This window comes from uncultured Campylobacter sp., assembly GCF_938017615.1.
In the GTDB taxonomy this organism is placed as follows: domain Bacteria; phylum Campylobacterota; class Campylobacteria; order Campylobacterales; family Campylobacteraceae; genus Campylobacter_B.
Map to the genome: position 1 here is coordinate 1 of NZ_CALIJA010000191.1, position 3844 is coordinate 3844.

At 48.4% G+C, this 3844-nt stretch carries 4 protein-coding genes; all 4 read left to right on the forward strand.

Annotated elements, in window-relative coordinates; genetic code table 11:
• The coding region (nspC, locus tag Q0620_RS09630) for a carboxynorspermidine decarboxylase (protein ID WP_298784812.1) at positions 1–1025 on the forward strand (1025 nt) is incomplete at its 5' end.
• 95 nt (positions 1026–1120) lie between these two features.
• The gene (locus tag Q0620_RS09635; RefSeq protein WP_298784814.1) at positions 1121–2080 is read left to right on the forward strand and encodes a formate dehydrogenase subunit gamma; all 960 of its coding nucleotides are present in this window, start codon (positions 1121–1123) and stop codon (positions 2078–2080) included.
• 84 nt (positions 2081–2164) lie between these two features.
• On the forward strand, positions 2165–2761 hold the full coding sequence (gene yedF / locus Q0620_RS09640) for a sulfurtransferase-like selenium metabolism protein YedF (protein WP_298784816.1): 597 nt from the start codon (positions 2165–2167) through the stop codon (positions 2759–2761).
• Positions 2761–3780: a selenide, water dikinase SelD gene (gene selD / locus Q0620_RS09645; protein WP_298784818.1), complete on the forward strand. Its 1020-nt coding sequence runs from the start codon at positions 2761–2763 to the stop codon at positions 3778–3780. Before yedF ends, selD begins: the two co-directional genes overlap by 1 nt.
• Positions 3781–3844: the final 64 nt, after the last annotated feature.

A 3844-nucleotide genomic window follows, 5' to 3' on the forward strand; every position in this document is an offset into this window, starting at 1 on the left:
CGTTTAGCTTCGCGATGCCTTATGTTGGCAAATACCTCTGGGGTGCGACTTGTAGCGGCCTGCACGAGGCGAAATTTGCCGCGGAATTTATCAAAAACGGCGAGATCCACACATACTCGCCAGCGTTTAAAGAGGATGATTTGGAGGAAATTTTAAAAATTTCAAACCACGTCGTGTTTAATAGCGCCGCGCAGTGGCAAAAATACCGCGCAAAAGCGCTTGCTGCGGGAGCGTCGTGCGGCTTGCGGCTAAATCCGCAGACCTCCTTCGCGCCCAAAGACGCTTACAATCCGTGCGGCAGCTTTAGCAGGCTCGGGATGAGCCTTGAAGCGCTGCAGCGGGCGATCTTGCAAGACGGCGAGTTTTTGCGCGGCATCTCGGGGCTGCATTTTCACGCGCTGTGCGAAGAGAGCGCTCAGAGCTTAGAACGGGTGCTCGAGGTTTTCGAGGCGAAATTCGGCAAATATTTTAGAACCCTAAAGTGGCTAAATTTCGGAGGTGGTCATCATATCACGCGCGCAGGTTACGACGTGGAGCTACTGATAGATCTGATCAAAAAATTTCGCGAAAAATACGAAGTCGAAATTTATCTTGAGCCGGGCGAGGCGGTCGGTTGGGAGTGCGGGTATTTGGTCGCTAGCGTCCTTGACATAGTAGAAAACGACGCTAAAATAGCTATCTTAGACGCTTCCCCTGAAGCTCATATGCCTGATACCGTGTTGATGCCGTATCGTCCTGCGGTGCGCGGCGAGAGTAAGAGCGGTAAATTTAGCTATCGCTTCGGCGGAAATACCTGCCTCGCAGGCGACGTCGTGGGGCTTGAGAGCGGACAGCCCGAGTATAAATTTGACGCGCCGCTAAACATCGGCGATCGGGTGATTTTCGAGGATCAGATCCACTACACGATCGTGAAAAACACGACCTTTAACGGCATCAAGCTGCCCGATCTTGTTTTGGCGGACGAGCGCGGAGAGGTTTTGATGATCAAAAAATTTGGCTACGACGAGTATGCGAGGCGAAACTAGCGCCGCACTTAATGCAAAAATGTAATTTTGCTTTGTAAGAAAATTTTTTGCAAAAAATGATATAATCGGCTCAAATTTTATATCTAAGGAAATCCATGAAAAGATTGTTTCTCGCGCTTTTCGCCTGTATTTATGCGCAGGCTGAGGAGAAAAAATATGCCGATATCGTGCAGGGAAATAGCGATGTTTGGGGCAATGCAAGGCTTGAAAACATCGATAGCTACGGCAACGGCTTCGGTCCGATTTTTCTGCAATTTCAAGGACATCTGCAAAGCTCGGGCTTTTTTGCGTGGCTGGCGCTGGGTGCGGTTTTGGGCGTAATCATAGCTTTTATTGGGCACTACGCGATCATAGGGCCGAAGCACTTCGATCATCACGCGGGCAAGCCGATCTATGCATTTAATAAATTTGAGCGACTATACCATCTTGTAGCGGCCGTAGCATGGGCGATCTTGGTTCCGACAGGCTTGATTATGATGTTTGGCGAGGAATTTGGCGGCGGCGCTTTCGTGAGATTTTGTAAAAACGCTCACGGACTGGCTACGATAGCGTTTGCGATTGCCGTTGTGCCTATGCTAGTGACATGGTTTTGGCGTATGCTACCGCGAACTTACGATATCAGATGGATGATGATCGTGGGCGGCTATCTAAGCAAAAAGAAGCGCGCAATCCCTGCGGGTAAATTTAACGCCGGCCAAAAGGCGTGGTTTTGGGTCGCGACTTTAGGCGGTATAGTGATGATAGCGACGGGTGCGTCAATGTTTTTCCTAGACTACGATATCCCTGCGATGAGAAGTGCGCTAGGTATGAGTCAGATCGAAATTTTAAGAGCAAGCGCGATTATTCATAATCTTTTGGGTGCGGTCTGCGCGGTATTTTTGCTTGTGCATATCTATATGGCGGTCTTTGCGATCAGCGGAGCCATCCACTCGATGATCGACGGACACAAGCCGGAGGAGGAAGTTTACGTACTTCACCACTACTGGTATCGCGAGCTGCTCGATAAAGGGCAGATTGCCAAATCGCAATTTGAAGCGAAGTACCCGCGCTTATAACTTGGGTAAATTTTATGCGGGTCTGCTTGCGTGCGGCTCGCATTAGCTTTGAGGTTCAAAGAATTTTATTTTTAAGGATTACATATGCAACTAGATTGTCGCAATTTAAATTGCCCGGAGCCGCTTTTGCGCACCAAAAAAGCCCTCGGTGAGCTAAAAATCGGAGAGAATTTAGAAATTTTGGTAAACGACGTAGCGCCGCGCGAAAACATAAAACGTTTTTTGGCTAAAAACGGCTTTGAGGCGCAAATTTCACAAGCGGGCGCTGACACACTTATAAAAACCGTAAAAACGGATGAGCTTAAAGATGAAAGTATCGACGATATTTATTGTAATGTCACGGCGCCAAAAAGAGGCAAGGTGATATTCCTAAACGAGGAGCAGTGCGGAAGCGGCCCGATCGGAAAGAGCTTGCTTGCTAAATTTTTAGGCGCGGCGCTAAGCTTAGACGAAAAGCCAGTGAAGGTCATCTGTGTAAACAACGCCGTGCACATAACCACCAACCGCGGCCACGAATGCTTCGAGGCGATCAAAAAGCTAAACGAAGCGGGAGCTGAAATTTTAAGCTGCGGAAGCTGTCTGGAGGGCTACAAACTGGTCGATAAGCTCGCGATCGGCGAGATTTCAAACGCATACGAAATCATGGACATCTTATCAAAATACGAAGCAATCAAACTATGATCTACAGAGATTTTAACCTCACGAAATTTATTGCAGCCGCCGGTTGAGCCGCCAAGCTTGACCCGGCGGGTCTAACCGAAAATCTTGGAAATTTAATCGAGCCCAATGCAAGCCTGCTTTCGTCCACCTGCAGCAACGAAGATGCGAGCGTATTTCGTATAAGCGACGATCTTGCGCTCGTGCAGACACTCGATTTTATCACCCCTTTGGTGGACGATCCGTTTATTTTCGGACAGATCGCGGCGGCAAACTCCCTAAGTGACGTATTTGCGATGGGCGGCGAAGTGATAAATGCCCTAAACATCGTGGGTTTTGACGATTGTCATTTCTCAAACGAAATTCTGCGCGAAATTCTGCGCGGCGGCAAAGACAAGATCAAAGAGTGCGGAGGAGCCTTGGTAGGCGGTCACACCATCTCTACTCCCGAAATTTATTACGGACTTAGCGTTACGGGGCGCGTGAATCCGCGTAAATTTTGGAGCAATAATACAGCTCGCGAAGGCGACCTGCTGATACTAACAAAACCCCTCGGTACGGGCATCATTGCTACGGCTATTAAGGCGAAATTTCTTAAATTTGAAGAATTTCGTGACGCGATAGAGAGCATGATTTTGCTAAATTTTTATGCCGTGGGCGCGCTAGGAGGTCTAAAAATACATGCTGCAACGGACGTGACGGGCTTTGGACTACTTGGACACGCGCTTGAAATGATAAACGAGAACGTGAGCTTTAAAATTTATCCTAGCAAAATTCCGCTTCTAAAAAACGCCCTCAGATGCCTTGACGAGGGGCTGATCCCTGCAGGGAGCTATAAAAATTTTAAATTTATCGCACCGGGCGTCGATTCCGAGCCGGACATAACGCTTTGCGACGCACAAACCAGCGGCGGACTTCTGCTTGCCGTAGCGGAAAAGGACGCGGCGCGAGCGCTTGTAAATTTAAAAAACGCAGGCTACGCTAGCAGCGCTATCATCGGCGAAGTAATAGCACGCGCCGAACATAAAATTTATTTAGTTTAAAATCTTTTCTATTCAGCCCCCTTTAAGCATCGCTCTTGTATAATCACAATTCTGTTTCGCACCG